We start from the raw sequence: 16,544 nt of genomic DNA, 5'->3' as shown, positions 1-16,544 counted from the left end.
GCGGAGCGCCATTTCAGCCTCGCCGGCGTTTGAGGCGCGGGGTCTGGGGCGGAGCCCCAGGGGGTCCGGGCGCAGCCCGGTACCCCTCCAGCCCGTCTGGCGTTTGAGGACCGGGTCAGGGCAGAGCCCTGGGAACGGTGGAAGGGCGGGTAGGGGACTTCGCCCCGCAGGGCAGTCCACCCGCACCCGCCCACCGGGCCCGCGCCGGGACGGCAGTGGTGGCAGCCCCGCCCGGCCACCGCCGGACGGAGTCCGGCGCAGCGGCGCGAAGCCGGTAAGGCCCCCAAGGGGCCGCACCGCGCGAGCGGCGCGTCGAGAAGGTCAGACCACCGCGCCCCGACCGGGGTCGTCGTCCTCGTCATCGCCCGTGGACATCCGCGCGACCAGCGTGGCGAAGCCGCCCAGGAAGCCGCCGACGCCCAGCGTCGTCAGCCACCAGGTCATCTCCCACTGGAGCAGCACCGCCAGGAGCAGCAGGACCGGTCCGCCCACCACCGCCAGCCAGGCGAACTTCGACGTCGTGTCCGCCTCCGGCAGCTCCGGCTCCGGGGGCACGAAGTGCCCCTCGTCCTTCGCCGTCTCGGGGGAGTCGTCGGGGTCGGCCAGCGAGTGGTCCCGCGGCCCGGCCCCCGCGCCGCCCACGCCCGGGGCGAACACCACCGAGCTGCCCAGAGCCGCCGACGGCGGTTCCGGGGAGGCCGGGTTGGGCGGGCCGGCCGGACCGGCCGGAGCCGCCGGGTCGGCCGGGTCGGCTGGGGGCGCCGCGGCGGCCGGTTTCACGTCCTCCTCCGGCAGGAGGAGGTTCTCGATCGGCCGGAACGGTCTCGCGCCCGGCGGATCCGCCGGCTCCTGGCCGTAGCCGGCCACGATCGCCGCCCACGCCGCTTCCTCGTCCAGCGGGGGAACACCCCCGGAGGACTCCTCGTGCTCAGCCACCGCTGGCCGCCCCCTCCCTGCCCAAGCTCTCCGACAGCCGTCCGACGAACGCGTAGCTGTCCGCGAAGATCCGCTCCGCGTCATGGTCCAACGTCGCGACGTGGTAACTCTGTTCCAGCAGCGTCTCGGTGACGTCCGTGGAGGACACCCGCGCCAGGATCCGCGTCGAGTCCGTCGGCCGCACCACGTGGTCCTGCGGGCTGTGCAGCAGCAGCAGCGGCTGTGTCACCTGCGGCAGTTCGGTGTCCAGCATCTGCAGGAACTTCCGCAGCGAGTGCGCGGCCCGGGTCGGGACCCGGTCGTAGCCGACCTCGTCCGCACCGGCCTTCGCGATGTCGCTCGCGATGCCCGGCGTCGACCGGATGAAGTGCTTGACCACCGGCAGGGCCACGGCCAGCGGGTCGTGGATCTTGTTGACCGGGTTGACGAGGACGATCCCGCTGATGCTGTCCCCGTGCTTCGCCGCCAGTCGCAGCGTCAGCGCGCCGCCCATCGACAGCCCGAAGACGAACACCTGATCGCAGCTGTCGAGCAGCTCACGCAGCGCGCGGTCCACCTCGGCGTACCAGTCCTGCCAGCCGGTGAGCTGCATGTCCTGCCAGCGCGTCCCGTGCCCGGGGAGCAGGGGCAGCGACACCGTCAGTCCCTGCGCGGCCAGATGGTCGGCCCAGGGCCGCATCGACTGGGGGGAACCGGTGAAGCCGTGGCAGAGGAGGACGCCGACCTTTCCGCCCTCGTGGCGGAACGGCTCGGCTCCAGGGAGGACGGGCACCAGGGTCTCCTTCGAGGGGGGCGTGGGGTGCGTAGCGCTGTGTGACTTCACCGTACGCGACGGGGGTGGCACCGACCAGGGTCGTCGGACGGCTCGGGGGACGACCAGGGGATAAGGTCTGTTCGACAGACACAGGAAGGCTTTCGAGTTGATCTACGGCGCAATGAAGTTCTCGATCGGCGGTTCTCTGAAGCTCGCCTTCAGGCCGTGGGTGGAGGGCCTCGAGAACATTCCCGCAGAGGGGCCGGCGATCCTCGCGAGCAACCACCTGTCCTTCTCCGACTCCTTCTTCCTCCCGGCCGTGCTGGACCGGAAGGTGACCTTCATCGCGAAGGCGGAGTACTTCACCTCCCCGGGCGTCAAGGGCAGGCTGACGGCCGCCTTCTTCAAGGGCGTCGGCCAGCTCCCGGTGGACCGTTCGGGTGCGCGCGGGGCCGGCGAGGCCGCCATCAAGAGCGGCATCGACGTCATCGAGCGCGGAGAGCTGTTCGGTATTTACCCCGAGGGGACGCGTTCACCCGACGGCCGGCTGTACCGAGGCAAGCCCGGCGGTCTGGCCCGGGTGGCGCTGGCCACCGGAGCGCCCGTGATCCCCGTCGCGATGATCGACACGGAGAAGATCCAGCCGCCCGGCAAGGTGGTGCCCAAGCTGATGCGCCCGGGCATCCGGATCGGCAAGCCGCTGGACTTCAGCCGCTACCACGGCATGGACGGGGACCGCTTCATCCTCCGCTCGGTGACCGACGAGGTCATGTACGAGATCATGAAGCTCTCCGGCCAGGAGTACGTCGACATCTACGCGACGGCCGCCAAGCGCCAGATCGCCGACGCGGAGAAGGCCGCCGCCCGGAGCGAGAAGGACGAGAAGGCGGACAGCGCCGAAAGCACCGCGAAGGCCGACCCGGCCGCCGCGGACAGCGACAAGTAGCAGCACACGGGCGGGACCGCCCGTACGGGGTGGGGGAGATGGCGAAGCGCGAGCGCGTCGTACGCATGTCGGTCGAGCAGCCGCTGTGGCGTGCCCTGACGGCCTATCGGCTGCTCACCATGATCTACGCGGCGCTGCTGTTCGCCTCCGCCTACAAGCAGTTCGACCGCCCCTGGATCGCGGCCTCCTACCTCGCCTTCCTGGCGGGCTGGACCCTGGTCACCCTCCCGAAGGTGGCCAACGCCGCCAGCTGCACCAAGCGGTTCCTGGGCGCCGACCTCACCGTCGCCTGCGTCGGGATCCTGCTCACCCCGCTCGCGGACACCCACGCGCGGATCGTGGACGGCGCCCCCACGCTCCCCTCCATATGGACCGCGGGCTCCGTCCTGGCCTTCGCCATCAAGGGCGGCTGGCGCTGGGCCTGTTTCGCCTCCAGCTTCGTCGCCGCGGCCAACCTCGTGCAGCGCGGCGAGCCCACCCGGGACACCCTGCACAACGTGCTGCTGGTCTGGGTGGCTTCCATCGCCATCGGCTACGTCGTCGAGGTGGCCCGGGCCAGTGAGGCGACCCTCGCCCGCGCCCTGGAGATCGAGGCCGCCACCCGCGAGCGCGAACGCCTCGCCCGCGACATCCACGACGGGGTCCTCCAGGTCCTCGCGATGGTCCAGCGGCGCGGCACCGAACTGGGCGGGGAGGCCGCCGAGCTGGGCCGGATGGCGGGCGAACAGGAGGTCGCGCTGCGCACCCTGGTCTCCAGCGGACTGGCGCGCCCCTCCCGGATCTCCCGCGACGAGGCGCTCGGTGCGATCGTGGCCGCCTTCGAGGTGGACGAACCCGGCGAGGAGGAGGGCGAGCTCGATCTGCGGACCCTCCTCGCCCCGCACGCCGGCTCGCGGGTGAGCTTCGCCGAACCGGGCACCCCGGTGCCGTTGCCGGTGCCCGCGGCGCGGGAGCTGGCCGCCGCGGTCGGGGCCGCCCTCGACAACGTGCGCAAGCACGCGGGCGAGGGGGCCAGCGCCTGGATCCTGGTCGAGGACTGGGGCGACGAGGTGATCGTGACCGTCCGCGACGACGGCCCGGGCATCCCGGCCGGCCGGCTCGACCAGGCCGAGGGCGAGGGCCGGATGGGAGTGGCCCTGTCCATCCGGGGCCGGCTCCGCGACCTCGGCGGCAGCGCCGAGCTGGTGTCCGTCCCGGGGCAGGGCACCGAAGTGGAACTGAAAGTACCGAGGGGGAGCACCCAGTGAACGAGTCGAGCGGGCAGAACCGGCCGAGCGGGCAGAACGGGCCGGGCGGGCAGAGCGACCTGGCCGGGATCAAGGTCATGGTCGTGGACGACCATCCGATGTGGCGGGACGCGGTGGCCCGCGACCTGTCCGCCGCCGGCTTCGACCTGGTGGCCACCGCGGGCGACGGACCCGAGGCCGTACGCAGGGCCCGCGCGGCGGCCCCGCACGTCCTGGTCCTCGACCTCAACCTGCCCGGCATGCCCGGGGTCCAGGTCTGCAAGGAGCTGGTCGGCGCCAACCCGGCGCTGCGGGTCCTCGTGCTCTCCGCGAGCGGCGAGCACGCCGACGTGCTGGAAGCGGTGAAGTCCGGCGCGACCGGCTACCTGCTGAAGTCCGCGGGCGCCCAGGAGCTCATCGACGCCGTGCGCCGCACGGCGGCCGGCGACCCCGTCTTCACCCCGGGCCTGGCCGGCCTGGTCCTCGGCGAGTACCGGCGCCTGGCCACCGACCCGGCGCCGGCCGCCTCCGACGAGCCGAAGGCCCCGCAGCTCACCGACCGGGAGACCGAGGTGCTGCGGCTGGTGGCCAAGGGGCTCTCGTACAAGCAGATCGCGGAGCGGCTGGTCATCTCCCACCGCACGGTGCAGAACCACGTGCAGAACACCCTGGGCAAGCTCCAACTGCACAACCGGGTGGAGCTCGTCCGGTACGCGATAGAGCGGGGCCTCGACGACGCGTAAGGCGGGCACGGGGCGGGGCAGCCGCTCGTACGAGTGAACGGGCGTACGCAACGCCCCGCGAATCCCCCGGAATTGACCCTTCCCGGCATCTTGCTGTGACCTGAGTCACCACTAGCGTGATGGTCATGCGGGCCCCGCGGCCTCAGCGGGCCCTGTGGCGAAGGGAAATTCCATGAAGGTCGGAGTGCTGACGGGCGGCGGCGACTGCCCCGGGCTCAACGCGGTGATCCGCAGCGTCGTGCGCAAGGGCGTGCAGGAGTACGCCTACGATTTCGTCGGTTTCCGGGACGGCTGGCGCGGCGCGGTCGAAGGCCGCACCGTCCCCCTCGACATCCCCGCCGTCCGCGGGATCCTGCCGCGCGGCGGGACCATCCTCGGCTCCTCGCGCACCAACCCGTTCAAGCTGGACGACGGCGTCCGCCAGATCAAGGAGAACCTCGCCAAGTGCGAGGTCGACGCCCTCGTCGCGATCGGCGGCGAGGACACCCTGGGCGTGGCCGCGAAGCTCTACGAGGAGTACGGCATCCCCTGTGTCGGGGTCCCGAAGACCATCGACAACGACCTGTCGGCCACCGACTACACCTTCGGCTTCGACACCGCCGTCGGCATCGCCACCGAGGCCATCGACCGGCTGCACACCACCGCCGAATCGCACATGCGGGTGCTGGTCGTCGAGGTGATGGGCCGGCACGCCGGCTGGATCGCCCTGCACTCGGGGCTCGCGGGCGGCGCCAACGTCATCCTCATCCCGGAACAGCGCTTCGACGTGGACCAGGTCTGCGACTGGGTGAGCTCGCGGTTCAAGGCGAGCTACGCGCCGATCGTGTGCGTCGCCGAGGGTGCGATGCCCAAGGACGGCGACATGGTGCTGAAGGACGGGACGAAGGACTCCTTCGGGCACGTCCGGCTGTCGGGCGTGGGCGAGTGGCTGGCCAAGGAGATCGAGGCGCGGACCGGCAAGGAGGCCCGTACGACCGTACTCGGACACGTCCAGCGGGGCGGCACCCCGAGCGCGTTCGACCGGTGGCTGGCCACCCGCTTCGGGCTGCACGCGATCGACGCGGTGCGCGACGGGGACTTCGGGAAGATGGTCGCGCTGAAGGGGACGGACATCGTGCGGGTGCCGATCGCCGAGGCGACGGCGAAGCTGAAGACGGTGGACCCGGCGCTGTACGAGGAGGCCGGAGTGTTCTTCGGCTGAGTTCCTTGGCTGGGTTCCTCGGCCGGGTGCTTCGGCTGGGCCGGGAGCGCGGGTGCGGACCATGGGTCGTAAGGTGACAAACGACCCATGGTCCGATTCTTTGGCGCAGTACGGGAGCGAACGTGGAAATCCTGGCATTCGGGGTGCAGGGGGACGAGAAGCCGCTCATCGAGAAGGCCTTCGCGGGACAGCACGAGGTGCGCTGCCTGGACGTCTTCCTCAGCGAGGACACCGCCCCCATCGCGGCCGGGTACGAGATCGTGTCGTCGAGCGTCAACGCGGACCTGAACGGCCGGGTGCTGCGGACCCTGGCGGCGGGCGGGACGAAGATGATCGCCCAGCGCTCCACCGGCTTCAACAACATCGACCTGGAGGTCGCGCGGCAGCTCGGCCTGACGGTCAGCCGGGTCTCGTACTACTCCCCGTACTCGGTGGCCGAGTTCGCGTGGACCCTGGCCATGGCGGTGAACCGGCGGATCGTCCGCGCCTCGAACCGGACGCGGGACTTCGACTTCCGGCTGAACGGCCTGATGGGCCGCGACATGCGCGGCCGCACGGTGGGCGTGCTCGGCACCGGCAAGATCGGCGAGGCGTTCACCCGGATCGCGCACGGGTTCGGCATGAACCTGCTGGGCTGGGACGTGGCGCAGAACCCGGCGTGCGTGGAGCTGGGCATGAAGTACGTGGACAAGGACACGCTGTTCGCGTCCTCGGACCTGATCAGCCTGCACGTTCCGCTGCTGGAGTCCACGCACCACATCATCGGCGCCGACGCGCTGAAGGCGATGAAGGACGACGCGATCCTGGTGAATTCCAGCCGCGGCGGGCTCGTGGACACGGACGCGCTGGTCACGGAGCTGCGGTCCGGTCGCTTCGCGGGGGTGGGCCTCGACGTGTACGAGGCGGAGGCCGGGCTCTTCTTCCTGGACAAGTCCCTGGAGGCGGTCGAGGACGACACCCTGGCCCGGCTGATCACCTTCCCGAACGTGGTCGTCACCTCCCACCAGGCGTACTACACCCACGACGCGGTGGGCCAGATCATCGACACCACGGTCGCCAACGTCGCGGACTACCTGGCGGGCCGCCACTCGGAGAACACCCTCAGCCCCGCCGTTCTTTCCTGACGCGCCCCGAGCCGTGGCTTCGGCCCTCCGCGCAGCGCCCCGGGTCGGGGGGCCCTGCGCGGAGGGGCGCGGGCAGGGCCTAGATTCGGCCGCGTGACCATACCTGCCGTCGTCTTCTGGATCCTGCTGGCCCTCGCGGCCGTACAGCTCGTCTACGCCGCCCGGGCGCTGCCGCGCGCGCTCCGGGCCGGACCCGGCGCCCGGACCGACCCGTGGCTGGCCTTCACCGACCACGTGCTGTCGATCCCGCTCACCGTCGCCCTCGCGCTGGGCGAGATGGAGGCGGCGTTCTACGCGACGCTCCTGCTGGGCCCCGTCCTCACCTGGAGCCTGGTCCGTTCCTTCCGCTCGGCCGTCGCGTCGAAGGCGGCGGGCTAGGCCTCGGCCGGGGCCCGGAGCCCGGCGACCAGCTCGCGGACCAGTTCCGCGCCGCGCAGGGTCAGGACCGACTCCGGGTGGAACTGGACCCCCGCGAAGCCGCCGGAGGCGGACCGCAGCGCGTGGACCTCACCGGTGGCGGGGTCCCGGGAGACCTCGATGCCCCGCAGGGCCAGGGACCGCTCCCGCTCCGCGGAGCAGTGCGCCGCGTACGTGTTGTAGAAGCCGACGACCTCCTCGGCCCCGAACAGCGGGATCCGCGTCTGCGCCCCCTGCGCCGGCTCCGCCTTGCGGACCAGCGGGAGCCCCAGCTCGGCCGCCATCAGCTGGTGGCTGAGGCAGACCCCGAGCAGCCCGCCCCGGTGCGAGGTCAGGAGCTCGGCCGTCAGCTCGCGCATCGTCCGGATCTTCGGATCGCCGAAGTCGGCCGGGTCGCCCGGGCCGGGGCCGAGCACGACCGGCCCGTCCCAGGCCAGGGCGGCCGCCCGCAGCCCCGGGTCGTCGTAGCGGCGTACGGTCACCTCCAGCCCGGCCACCCGCAGCACGTGGCCCAGCATCGAGGTGAAGGTGTCCTCCCCGTCCACCACCAGCGCGTGGCCCGTCACCTCCGCCGGCCGCTCCTGCATCCGCAGCCAGAACGGCGCCAGGTCCTCGCGCCGCGCGGCCAGGGCCGCCTGCACCCGGGGGTCGTCGGCCAGCCGCGGCCCGGCCGCCCCGGTCGCCGAGCGCCGTACCGCCGCCGGGCGCACGCCCAGCGCCGCCAGCACCCCCGCCGCCTTCGCGTGCGTCTCCGCCACCTCGCCCGCCGGGTCGGAGTGGCGTACGAGGGTGGCCCCGACGGGCACCCGCAGCGCGCCGTCCGGGGCGATGTCCGCCGTGCGGATGAGGATGGGGGAGTCGAGGGTCTGGGCGCCCGAGGCGTCGAGGCCCAGCAGGGCCAGCGCGCCCGCGTAGTAGCCGCGGCCGCCCGTCTCGTACCGCTCGATGACCCGGCAGGCGTTCTGCACCGGCGATCCGGTCACCGTCGCCGCGAACATCGTCTCCTTCAGGACCTCGCGGACGTCCAGCGAGGAGCGGCCGCGCAGCTCGTACTCGGTGTGCGCGAGGTGTGCCATCTCCTTGAGCCGGGGACCGACGACCACCCCGCCCATGTCCCCGACCGTGCACATCATCTTGAGCTCCTCGTCCACCACCATGGACAGCTCCTCGGTCTCCTTGCGGTCCCCGAGGAAGGTGAGGAGGGAGTCGGCCGTGGGCCCCCCGGCCGGATAGCGGTACGTGCCGCTGATCGGGTTCATCACGACCGTGCCCCCGGACATCCGCACGTGCACCTCGGGGCTGGCCCCGACGAGGGTGCGGTCCCCGGTGTGGACCACGTACGTCCAGTACGCGCCCCGCTCGCCCTCCAGCAGCCGCCGGAACAACGCCAGCGCGTCGGCGCGGCCGAAGCCCTCGATCCGGCCCTGGTAGGTGCGCCGGATGACGAAGTTCGCGCCCTCGCCCCGGCCGATCTCGTCCTCGATGACCCGCCGGACGGTGTCCGCGTACTCCTCGTCGGGGACGTCGAAGCCGCCGTCGTCGACCCGTACCTCGTGGGCGGGCAGCGCGGCCAGCGCCTCGGCGAGCGGGATCTCGTACGCCTCGTCGGCGACCAGCACGCTCAGCGGCGTGCCGTCGTCGCGCACGTCGAACCCGCGCTCCCGCATCTGCCGGAAGGGGACGAGCGCCAGGGCGGGCCGCTCGCCGACGGGCAGGTCGGCCAGGTGCCGGGCCTCGTGGACCGGGCCGATCAGCACCTCGACGGTGTCGTGGTCGCGGCCGGGCGTGCGGCGGCGCAGCAGCGCGAAGGGCGGGCAGCTGTCGTCGAGCAGGCGGCTCAGGTGCGGGTGCGATTGCGGGTGCGAGTGCGCATGCATGGAGTGGGCGTCCTATCCGGTTTCGGAGGGTGGGACGGCCCGGTGTTCCAGCGACTGTGTTGACTCACAGAATGCGAAAGGCCGCCCCTCGGGGCGGCCTTCGTTTCGCTCGTGTCTTCAGGTACGCGCGAGAAGTGGGCCGCCGGGAGCGGGCCACCAGTTCTGGTTCGAGTGCGCGTACATGCCCTGAACCCTAGCCCACCGGTCCGGTCAGGGCAGGTAAACGGGTCAGTAACACAGTGAGAGACATCCGTCTCACGTAGTGGTCAGCGACCGGGACGCGCGGTGTGACGCCGTAATGTGTATGGGGTGACCGTGAACGCAGAAACCCAAGCCCCCGCCTCCAAGGCGACCTGGCGAGACCTTCCCGCGGCGCAGCAGCCTTCGTACCCCGATGCCGAGGCCCTGCGCGCTGTTGTCGCGGACCTCGAGTCGTATCCTCCCCTCGTTTTCGCGGGCGAATGCGACCAGCTGCGCGCCCGTCTGGGAGCCGTCGCCAAGGGCGAGGCGTTCCTGCTGCAGGGTGGCGACTGCGCCGAGGCCTTCGATGCCGTCTCCGCCGACCACATCCGCGCCAAGCTGAAGACGCTGCTCCAGATGAGTGCCGTCCTGACGTACGCGGCCTCCGTGCCGGTGGTCAAGGTCGGCCGCATCGCGGGCCAGTACTCCAAGCCGCGCTCCAAGGACACCGAGACCCGCGACGGCATCACCCTGCCGACCTACCGCGGCGACTCCGTGAACGGCTTCGCCTTCACCGAGGGGTCCCGCGTCCCGGACCCCGAGCGCCTGAAGCGCATGTACCACGCGTCGGCCTCCACGCTGAACCTGGTGCGCGCCTTCACCACCGGCGGCTACGCCGACCTGCGCCAGGTGCACGCCTGGAACCAGGACTTCGTGAAGAACTCCCCGTCCGGGCAGCGCTACGAGCAGCTCGCGCGGGAGATCGACAACGCGCTGAACTTCATGAAGGCCTGTGGCACCGACCCGGCGGAGTTCAAGGCCGTCGAGTTCTACGCCTCCCACGAGGCGCTGCTCCTCGACTACGAGGGCGCCCTCACCCGTACGGACTCCCGCACGGGGCGGCTGTACGACACCTCGGGCCACATGGTCTGGATCGGTGAGCGCACCCGCCAGCTCGACCACGCGCACATCGAGTTCTGCTCGCAGATCGCCAACCCGATCGGCATCAAGCTCGGCCCCACCACCACGGTGGACGAGGCGCTCACCTACATCGACCGCCTCGACCCCGACCGCGAGCCGGGCCGGCTGACCTTCGTCGTCCGCATGGGCGCCGACAAGGTCCGCGACAAGCTCCCCGAGCTCGTCGAGAAGGTCACCGCTTCCGGTGCGACCGTCGCCTGGGTCACCGACCCGATGCACGGAAACACCTTCGAGGCGGCCTCCGGCCACAAGACGCGCCGTTTCGACGACGTGCTCGACGAGGTCAAGGGCTTCTTCGAGGTCCACAAGGGCCTCGGCACCCACCCGGGCGGCATCCACGTCGAGCTCACCGGTGACGATGTCACCGAGTGCGTGGGCGGCGGCGACGAGATCTTCGTCGACGACCTGCACCAGCGCTACGAGACGGCCTGCGACCCGCGCCTCAACCGCAGCCAGTCCCTGGACCTGGCCTTCCTCGTCGCCGAGATGTACCGCGACCAGTAGGCGCCAGCGCAGTGTGAGCACCTCATGACGATGGGGCGCGGATCGAATGTGATCCGCGCCCCATCGTCGTTCCCGGCTCTTTTAGGGAACCCTAAGTTTGGGTATCGTTAGGTAAGCCTCACCGAATAGGGGATGGCTCGCCGAACCATTCCTGCCAGGGAGGTGAACCGCGTGTACGTCTGCTCTTGTTTCGGGATCACCGACAAGCAGGTCAAGGACCACGCGGCCGCCGGGGCCTGCACCCCCCGCCAGATCGCTTCGGCCACGAAGGCCGGCACCGACTGCGGGTCCTGCGTGCGGACCATCCAGGGCCTCCTCGGCCGCGGGGCCTGCCCGCGCCGTGAGCTGCTGGAGAAGGGCGCCGCCGCCGCCGTGCTCGCGGCCGATCCGCTCGTGCCCGCGGGCGCGGAGCTCGCCGAAGCCGCGTAGGACCCCCCGTACCGACTAGCTCGGCTGCTCGATGAGCTGCGCGATGTAGAGCGCCTCGCCGATGGACTCGATGAGCTCCAGCTGGGTGTCGAGGTAGTCGATGTGGTGCTCCTCGTCCTCCAGGATCTCCTCGAAGAGCCGCGCCGAGGTGACGTCACCCTTGCCGCGCATGACCTCGATGCCGCGCTTGAGGCGGTCGATCGCCTCGACCTCGACCTGCCGGTCGGCCTGGAACATCTCCGTCAGCGTCTGGCCCACGCGGACGTGGAAGAGGCGCTGGTAGTTCGGCAGACCGTCGAGCATCAGGATGCGCTCGGTGATCTTGTCCGCGTGCTTCATCTCATCGATGGACTCTTCGCGCGTGTACTTGGCGAGCTTCGTCCAGCCCTTGTTGTCCTGGATCCGGTAGTGGAGCCAGTACTGGTTGATGGCCGTAAGTTCGCCGGTCAGCTGCTCGTTGAGAAACTCGAGGACCTCGGGGTCGCCCTGCATCGCAGAGGCTCCTTCCAAGCAATGTCAGCAATGTGACGGGGCAGGTGCGCGCATCCTTGCACCGCCACAGGAGGCCGTCCAGTAAGTGCCTCCTTAGTGGGAGTTACCGTGACTTGCCCGAATCCGGGCGAAGCTGGTCATGACCACCCCGCCAAGTCTGTCACCATGGAGACATGGGTCAGCCGGAAAGCCGGGAATCTCCGGGATCAGAGCAACTGGAGCTTCCCCCGGGGCAGCGGTTGCAGCGAGGCTGGCCGGTCACCCACTACGGACCGGTACCCAAGTTCAAGCCCGAGCGCTGGGAGTTCCGCGTCTTCGGCGCGACGGCCGACGGTGAGAAGCACTGCTGGAACCACGAGGAGTTCGCGGCCCTGCCGTTCGACTCCGTCGAGGCGGACCTGCACTGCGTGACGAAGTTCAGCATGACCGGCGCCGAATGGGGCGGCGTGCTCACCCGCACGATCCTCGCCCTCGCTCCGCCGTCCCCGCAGGTCACGCACGTGATGGTGTGGGCCGAGTACGGCTTCAGCTCCAACATGCGCCTCGCGGACTTCGCCTCCGAGCGGGCCGTCTTCGCCACCCATCAGGGCGGTGAACTGCTCACCGCCGAGCACGGGTTCCCGCTCCGGCTGGTCGTGCCGCACCTCTACGCGTGGAAGGGCCCCAAGTGGGTCCGCGGCATCGAGTACATGACCGCCGACCGCCGCGGCTTCTGGGAGGAGCGCGGCTACCACAACATCGGCGACCCCTGGCGCGAGCAGCGCTACTCGTACCAGGAGGAGCCGGGGGACGGCCCCGAGCTGTAGTCCCGCAGGTTGTCGATCACTTCCCCGACGGCGATCGAAAGGGTGTCCGCCGCCAACGCCACCCGGATGGCCGTACGGAAGTCCAGGCCGGCGGAGCGGATCCCGCGCAGGGTGAGCGCGTAGCCGAAGAAGAACGCGAGGGTGATCCCCAGGGGTATTCCTCAGCAGATCAGCCGAGCTCGCGCAGCTCCTTCAGCAGCGCCACGTCCGCCGCGTGCCCTTCCTTGCCGCCGGGCGTCTCGGTGATCAGGGGCACGCCCTCCATCGCCGGATGCATGAACAGTTCCGCGAAGGCGTCCCGGCCGATGTGGCCCCGCCCGATGTTCTCGTGCCGGTCCTTGTGGGCGCCCACGCCCTCCTTGGAGTCGTTGGCGTGCACCAGCTTCAGCCGGCCCTCGCCCACCGTGTCCACCAGCAGGTCCAGCGTCTGCTTCGTCCCGCCCGGCTCCGCCAGATCGTGCCCGGCCGCGAAGATGTGGCACGTGTCGAGGCAGATCCCGAGCATCGGATGGCGGTCGAGGGCGTCGAAGTACGGGCCGAACTCCTCGGCGGTCGAGCACAGCGAGGAACCCTGCCCGGCCGTGGACTCCAGCAGCAGGAAGGGGTCGTCGTCATGCGTGAGTTCGTCCAGCAGGGGCAGCATGTGCTCCCTGACCTGCGCGTACGCCGCCTCGCGCGGCCGCCCGCCGGTCGCCGAACCGGTGTGCACGACCACCCCGAGCGCGCCGATCGCACGGGCCCGGCGCAGTGAGTGGCGCAGCGATTCCACGGATTTCTCGACGGTCGCCTCGGTGTGTGAGCCGAAGTTGATCAGGTACGGCGCGTGGACGTAGGCCGGGATCCCGCCGGCCGCACAGGCCTCGCGGAACAGCTCGTCCTGCACCGGATTGCCGAGGGGGGTGGCCCAGCCGCGGGGATTGGCGACGAAGACCTGGACGGCCTCGGCACCCATCTCGCGGGCGTACGCCAGCCCGACCGAGGCGAGCCCGCCCGCGACGGGCACGTGCCCGCCCACTGGATTGCGGCTCATTGAATTGGTGTTCATGACGTGCTGTTACAGCCCCTTGGTCCTGATGGTGATCGTGCTGCCCTCGGCGGCGTTCTGGCCCGCGGGGACCGACTGGGAGTCGACGGTGTTGCTGAAGGAGAGGAAGGGCTTGTCGACCTTCACCTTGAAGCCCAGGCCCTCCAGGGTCGCGCGGGCCGCGTCGGCCTCATGGCCGGTGACGTCCGGGACCGGGATCTGGCGTGGGCCCTTGGACACGGTGAGGGTGACCGTGTCGCCCGTGGCGGCCTGGGTGCCCGCGCCGATCGACTGGTTGGCGACCGTACCGGCGGGGGAGGGGGAGTTGACCTCCTCGGGGGCCGTCTCCACCTTCAGGCCGAGGCCCTCCAGGGTGGAGCGGGCCTGGTCGAGGGAGGTGCCCGTGACGCGGGGGACCGGCACCGGGCGGCCCTTGCTGACCACCATCGCGACCAGGGTGTCCAGGGCCCGCTTCTGGCCGCCCGTCGGGTCCGTGCTGATCACCGAACCCTGCGCGACGTCCTGGCTGAAGGCCTGCGTGACGGCGCCCGGCGTCAGGCCGGCCGAGGTCAGCTCGGCCTTCGCGGCCTCCAGGGGCTTGCCCTTGAGGTCGGGAACCAAGACGACCTCGGGGCCGCGCGAGATGGTGAGCGTCACCGCGCCGTTGCCGCGGATGCGCTTGCCGCCGGAGGGGTCCGTGTTCATCACGGTCCCCTTGTCGAAGGCCGCGCTGAACTTCCGGTCGATCCGCTTCACCCCGAGCCCGGCCGCCGACAGCTGGGACTTGGCCTCCGCCTCGGTCTTGCCGAGCAGGTTCGGGACCTTGGTGAACTGGCCGGAGCTGATGTACCAGACCCCCGTACCGAGGCCGAGGAAGAGCAGGACGCCGAGCACGGTCAGCAGCACGCCGGGACGGCGGATCCGGGCGGCGGCCGGCGCCGGCGCCGGGGGGAGGGGAGGAGCCGCGAGCCGGGAGGTGTGGGACACGGGCTCGGCGTGCGAGGCGTGCACGGCGTGCGTGCCGTGCGTGCCGTGCGTGGTCACCGGGCGGGGGATCACGCTGGTGCGGTCCTCGGCGGCGGTCCGCTCCGCGGCCCGGGCCTGCGGCGGTACGGCATCCAGCTCGGAGTCGCCGAGCTGCGCGCGGGCGTCCATGGCCAGCCCGAGGAGGGCGGCAGCGTCGTAGGGGCGCAGATCGGGGTTGCGCGCGGTGGCCTGGGCGACGAGCTCGTCCAGCGCGGCGGGCAGCCCGGGGACGGCGGCCGAAGGGGGCGGGACGTCCTCGTTGAGGTGCTGGTAGAGCACCTGGGCGGGGTTGGCGCCGGTGTGCGGCTTGGAGCCGGTGAGCATCTCGTAGAAGACGACGCCGCAGGCGTAGACGTCCACGCGGGTGTCGGTGACGCCGTTCTCGATCTGCTCGGGGGCGAGGTAGGAGACGGTGCCGAGGACGGACCCGGTGGTGTTGGTCACGGAGTCCACGGACCGGACCAGCCCGAAGTCGGCCACCTTGACCCGGCCGTCGTCGCCGATCAGCACGTTCTCGGGCTTCATGTCCCGGTGCACGAAGCCGGCCCGGTGCGCGGCGCCGAGGGCGGCGAGCACCGGTTCGAGGATGTCGAGGGCCGCGCGGGGCTGGAGGGCGCCGCGCTCGCGGAGCACGTCGCGCAGGGTGCAGCCGGAGACGTACTCCATGGCGAGGTACGTGTACGGGCCGTGCGTGCCCTGGTCGAAGACGGCCACGACGTTGGGATGGGCCAGGCGGGCCACGGACTTCGCCTCACGGATGAACCGGTCGACGAAGCCGGGGTCGGCGGCGAGGGCCGGGTGCATCACCTTCAGCGCGAGGACCCGGTCCAGCCGGGTGTCGACGGCCCGGTAGACCGTGGCCATGCCGCCGGCCGCGATACGGGCGTCCACGCGGTAGCGGCCGTCGAGCGTCTGCCCGACGAGGGGGTCATCCAGGGTCGTGTCCACCCGGCGATTCTACGAGGGCCGGGCGGGGCGCGGTCCCGGGTGCCCGGTGGTTGCAGCCCAGCTGTGACGTGGGCGGGGGCCCCGCGCGCGCAGGGCCCCGTACAGCCGACCCCTCAGAACGCCGGGCGTTCCGGGTCGAGGGTCGCGCGGCCCTCCACCGGGGAGGAGGCTTCCGCGAAGCGGCGTTGGGGGATGCGGCCCGCGCGGTGGGCCAGGCGGCCCGCCGATACCGCGTCCCGCATGGCCGCTGCCATCAGGACGGGGAGCTGCGCCCGGGTCACCGCCGAGGCGAGCATGACCGCCGCGCAGCCCAGTTCCATGGCCAGGGCCACGTCCGAGGCCGTTCCGGCCCCCGCGTCCAGGATGACCGGGACCCCGGCCCGCTCGGTGATCAGCTCGAAGTTGTGCGGGTTGCGGATGCCCATGCCGGAGCCGATGGGGGAGCCGAGCGGCATGATCGCCGCACAGCCCACGTCCTCCAGTTTGCGCGCGAGGACCGGGTCGTCGTTCGTGTAGGGGAGGACCGTGAAGCCCTCGTCGACCAGGATCTCCGCCGCGTCGAGCAGTTCGACCCCGTCCGGGAGGAGGGTGCGTTCGTCCGCGACGACTTCCAGCTTGATCCAGTCCGTGCCGAGGGCCTCGCGGGCCAGCCGGGCGGTCAGTACGGCCTCGCCCGCCGTGAAGCAGCCCGCGGTGTTGGGGAGGACCGCGATGCCGAGGCGGTTCAGGACGGACAGGACCGAGCCCTGGACCGTCGGGTCGAGGCGCCGCATCGCGACCGTGGTGAGTTCCGTGCCGGACGCGACCAGCGCCCGTTCCAGGATGTCCAGGCTCGGCGCCCCGCCGGTGCCCATGATCAGGCGGGAGGAGAAGGTCCGGCCGGCGAGGGTGAAGGCGTCGTCGGAGATGTCGGGCGTGTCCGCCATGTGC

The 16,544-nt window shown here is 71.4% G+C and carries 16 protein-coding genes and 1 pseudogene; 9 read left to right on the top strand and 8 right to left on the bottom strand.

Annotated elements, in window-relative coordinates:
• Positions 1-321: 321 nt before the first annotated feature.
• Together AC3IYI_RS10590 and AC3IYI_RS10585 are read right to left on the bottom strand one after the other, a co-directional pair.
• Positions 322-936: a hypothetical protein gene (locus AC3IYI_RS10590; RefSeq protein ID WP_489409934.1), complete on the bottom strand. Its 615-nt coding sequence runs from the start codon at positions 934-936 to the stop codon at positions 322-324.
• Positions 929-1,708, bottom strand: coding sequence for an alpha/beta hydrolase (locus AC3IYI_RS10585; RefSeq protein ID WP_489409933.1), 780 nt, complete (start codon positions 1,706-1,708; stop codon positions 929-931). The genes AC3IYI_RS10590 and AC3IYI_RS10585 overlap by 8 nt, the downstream gene beginning before the upstream one ends.
• Positions 1,709-1,871: 163 nt before the next feature.
• On the opposite strand from AC3IYI_RS10585, the gene AC3IYI_RS10580 reads away from it, so the two are divergent.
• From AC3IYI_RS10580 to AC3IYI_RS10555, 6 genes are all read left to right on the top strand, one after another.
• Positions 1,872-2,636 carry a lysophospholipid acyltransferase family protein gene (locus AC3IYI_RS10580; RefSeq protein WP_489411497.1) on the top strand — a complete coding sequence of 255 codons (765 nt, stop codon included), beginning with the start codon at positions 1,872-1,874 and terminating at the stop codon, positions 2,634-2,636.
• A 38-nt stretch (positions 2,637-2,674) separates the two neighbouring features.
• A complete protein-coding gene (gene macS, locus AC3IYI_RS10575; RefSeq protein WP_489409932.1) occupies positions 2,675-3,883 on the top strand; it encodes a MacS family sensor histidine kinase in 1,209 nt (402 codons plus the stop codon).
• Positions 3,884-3,960: 77 nt separating this feature from the next.
• On the top strand, positions 3,961-4,605 hold the full coding sequence (locus AC3IYI_RS10570) for a response regulator (RefSeq protein WP_266913160.1): 645 nt from the start codon (positions 3,961-3,963) through the stop codon (positions 4,603-4,605).
• A gap of 172 nt (positions 4,606-4,777) precedes the next feature.
• Positions 4,778-5,806 (top strand): 6-phosphofructokinase, encoded by a 1,029-nt coding sequence (locus tag AC3IYI_RS10565; RefSeq protein WP_489409931.1) that lies wholly within the window; start codon positions 4,778-4,780, stop codon positions 5,804-5,806.
• 122 nt (positions 5,807-5,928) lie between these two features.
• The gene (locus AC3IYI_RS10560) at positions 5,929-6,930 is read left to right on the top strand and encodes a 2-hydroxyacid dehydrogenase (protein ID WP_489409930.1); all 1,002 of its coding nucleotides are present in this window, start codon (positions 5,929-5,931) and stop codon (positions 6,928-6,930) included.
• Positions 6,931-7,023: 93 nt separating this feature from the next.
• A complete protein-coding gene (locus tag AC3IYI_RS10555; protein ID WP_489409929.1) occupies positions 7,024-7,308 on the top strand; it encodes a hypothetical protein in 285 nt (94 codons plus the stop codon).
• On the opposite strand, the gene AC3IYI_RS10550 is transcribed toward AC3IYI_RS10555, so the two are convergent.
• Positions 7,305-9,224: an anthranilate synthase family protein gene (locus tag AC3IYI_RS10550; RefSeq protein ID WP_489409928.1), complete on the bottom strand. Its 1,920-nt coding sequence runs from the start codon at positions 9,222-9,224 to the stop codon at positions 7,305-7,307. The two genes, AC3IYI_RS10555 and AC3IYI_RS10550, sit on opposite strands and share 4 nt — an antisense overlap.
• Before the next feature lie 300 nt (positions 9,225-9,524).
• Here AC3IYI_RS10550 and AC3IYI_RS10545 point away from each other — a divergent pair, with 300 nt between their 5' ends.
• Together AC3IYI_RS10545 and AC3IYI_RS10540 are read left to right on the top strand one after the other, a co-directional pair.
• Positions 9,525-10,889, top strand: a complete 1,365-nt coding sequence (locus AC3IYI_RS10545) for a class II 3-deoxy-7-phosphoheptulonate synthase (RefSeq protein ID WP_489409927.1) — start codon at positions 9,525-9,527, stop codon at positions 10,887-10,889.
• Between the two features lie 162 nt (positions 10,890-11,051).
• The gene (locus tag AC3IYI_RS10540) at positions 11,052-11,318 is read left to right on the top strand and encodes a (2Fe-2S)-binding protein (protein ID WP_489409926.1); all 267 of its coding nucleotides are present in this window, start codon (positions 11,052-11,054) and stop codon (positions 11,316-11,318) included.
• Between the two features lie 15 nt (positions 11,319-11,333).
• On the opposite strand, the gene bfr is transcribed toward AC3IYI_RS10540, so the two are convergent.
• Positions 11,334-11,810, bottom strand: coding sequence for a bacterioferritin (gene bfr / locus AC3IYI_RS10535; protein ID WP_112446344.1), 477 nt, complete (start codon positions 11,808-11,810; stop codon positions 11,334-11,336).
• 173 nt (positions 11,811-11,983) lie between these two features.
• On the opposite strand from bfr, the gene AC3IYI_RS10530 reads away from it, so the two are divergent.
• Positions 11,984-12,616 (top strand): sulfite oxidase-like oxidoreductase, encoded by a 633-nt coding sequence (locus tag AC3IYI_RS10530; RefSeq protein WP_243330094.1) that lies wholly within the window; start codon positions 11,984-11,986, stop codon positions 12,614-12,616.
• Positions 12,617-12,624: 8 nt separating this feature from the next.
• Here the strand turns inward: AC3IYI_RS10530 and AC3IYI_RS10525 are convergent.
• The 4 genes and pseudogenes from AC3IYI_RS10525 to AC3IYI_RS10510 all read right to left on the bottom strand — a co-directional run.
• A pseudogene (locus tag AC3IYI_RS10525) lies at positions 12,625-12,768 on the bottom strand (DUF4396 domain-containing protein); the annotation flags it as partial.
• A gap of 17 nt (positions 12,769-12,785) precedes the next feature.
• On the bottom strand, positions 12,786-13,661 hold the full coding sequence (locus AC3IYI_RS10520) for a deoxyribonuclease IV (protein ID WP_489409925.1): 876 nt from the start codon (positions 13,659-13,661) through the stop codon (positions 12,786-12,788).
• A 9-nt stretch (positions 13,662-13,670) separates the two neighbouring features.
• Positions 13,671-15,614 (bottom strand): Stk1 family PASTA domain-containing Ser/Thr kinase, encoded by a 1,944-nt coding sequence (pknB, locus tag AC3IYI_RS10515; protein ID WP_489409924.1) that lies wholly within the window; start codon positions 15,612-15,614, stop codon positions 13,671-13,673.
• A gap of 113 nt (positions 15,615-15,727) precedes the next feature.
• Positions 15,728-16,540 (bottom strand): thiazole synthase, encoded by an 813-nt coding sequence (locus AC3IYI_RS10510; RefSeq protein WP_489409923.1) that lies wholly within the window; start codon positions 16,538-16,540, stop codon positions 15,728-15,730.
• Positions 16,541-16,544: the final 4 nt, after the last annotated feature.

This window comes from Streptomyces sp. GL_148, from assembly GCF_057834205.1.
This window is presented reverse-complemented; position numbering and strand designations above follow the sequence as displayed.

Coding starts and splice junctions, on each gene's coding strand:
- AC3IYI_RS10550 (WP_489409928.1), bottom strand. CDS start 9,224: ATGCATGCGCACTCGCACCCGCAATCGCACCCGCACCTGAGCCGCCTG.
- AC3IYI_RS10565 (WP_489409931.1), top strand. CDS start 4,778: ATGAAGGTCGGAGTGCTGACGGGCGGCGGCGACTGCCCCGGGCTCAAC.
- AC3IYI_RS10580 (WP_489411497.1), top strand. CDS start 1,872: ATGAAGTTCTCGATCGGCGGTTCTCTGAAGCTCGCCTTCAGGCCGTGG.
- AC3IYI_RS10530 (WP_243330094.1), top strand. CDS start 11,984: ATGGGTCAGCCGGAAAGCCGGGAATCTCCGGGATCAGAGCAACTGGAG.
- AC3IYI_RS10520 (WP_489409925.1), bottom strand. CDS start 13,661: ATGAACACCAATTCAATGAGCCGCAATCCAGTGGGCGGGCACGTGCCC.
- AC3IYI_RS10510 (WP_489409923.1), bottom strand. CDS start 16,540: ATGGCGGACACGCCCGACATCTCCGACGACGCCTTCACCCTCGCCGGC.
- bfr (WP_112446344.1), bottom strand. CDS start 11,810: ATGCAGGGCGACCCCGAGGTCCTCGAGTTTCTCAACGAGCAGCTGACC.
- macS (WP_489409932.1), top strand. CDS start 2,675: ATGGCGAAGCGCGAGCGCGTCGTACGCATGTCGGTCGAGCAGCCGCTG.
- AC3IYI_RS10570 (WP_266913160.1), top strand. CDS start 3,961: ATGGTCGTGGACGACCATCCGATGTGGCGGGACGCGGTGGCCCGCGAC.